1 protein-coding gene is annotated in these 410 nt (G+C 57.6%); it reads left to right on the top strand.

The genetic code is table 11. The features are described 5' to 3' along the window. Positions 1-76 precede the first annotated feature (76 nt). Positions 77-410 (top strand): hypothetical protein (locus EOA13_RS37700; protein ID WP_206535394.1); only part of this gene is annotated, 334 nt, incomplete at its 3' end.

Below are 410 nucleotides of genomic sequence, written 5' to 3' on the forward strand. Positions count from 1 at the left end.
TCCTTGTCGTCTTTCGGTCGATAGCTAATTTGGCGTTGTGCAAAACAACAACAAATTTCACGGCATGGGGTCGACGATGTTTAAAACAGTGCAGGCACGCTACACGGTCATATTTGTGGCCTTGATACTGGTGATAGCGGTCATCACCGAGCAGGGGATTGTGCACTTCGTAACCCCCAAGGCTCGCGCGACTCAGGAACAGGTGGTGCTCAGCCAGGTTGACCAGATCGGCACGCGGATTCTTTCGGACCTGGCCCGTGTCGAGGCCCAGTCCCGCGCGATCACCCAGGCGGTGCCGCTGCTGGACAGCGATGGTATCGATAGCGTGCTGCCGGGGCTGGTCGATCAATACGGCGATCAGAAAGTCTTCGGTGGTGGCGTTTGGCCGATGCCGAACAAGCGCACTCAGG

The sequence above is a fragment of the Mesorhizobium sp. M7A.F.Ca.US.011.01.1.1 genome (genome assembly GCF_003998295.1).
Taxonomy (GTDB): domain Bacteria; phylum Pseudomonadota; class Alphaproteobacteria; order Rhizobiales; family Rhizobiaceae; genus Mesorhizobium.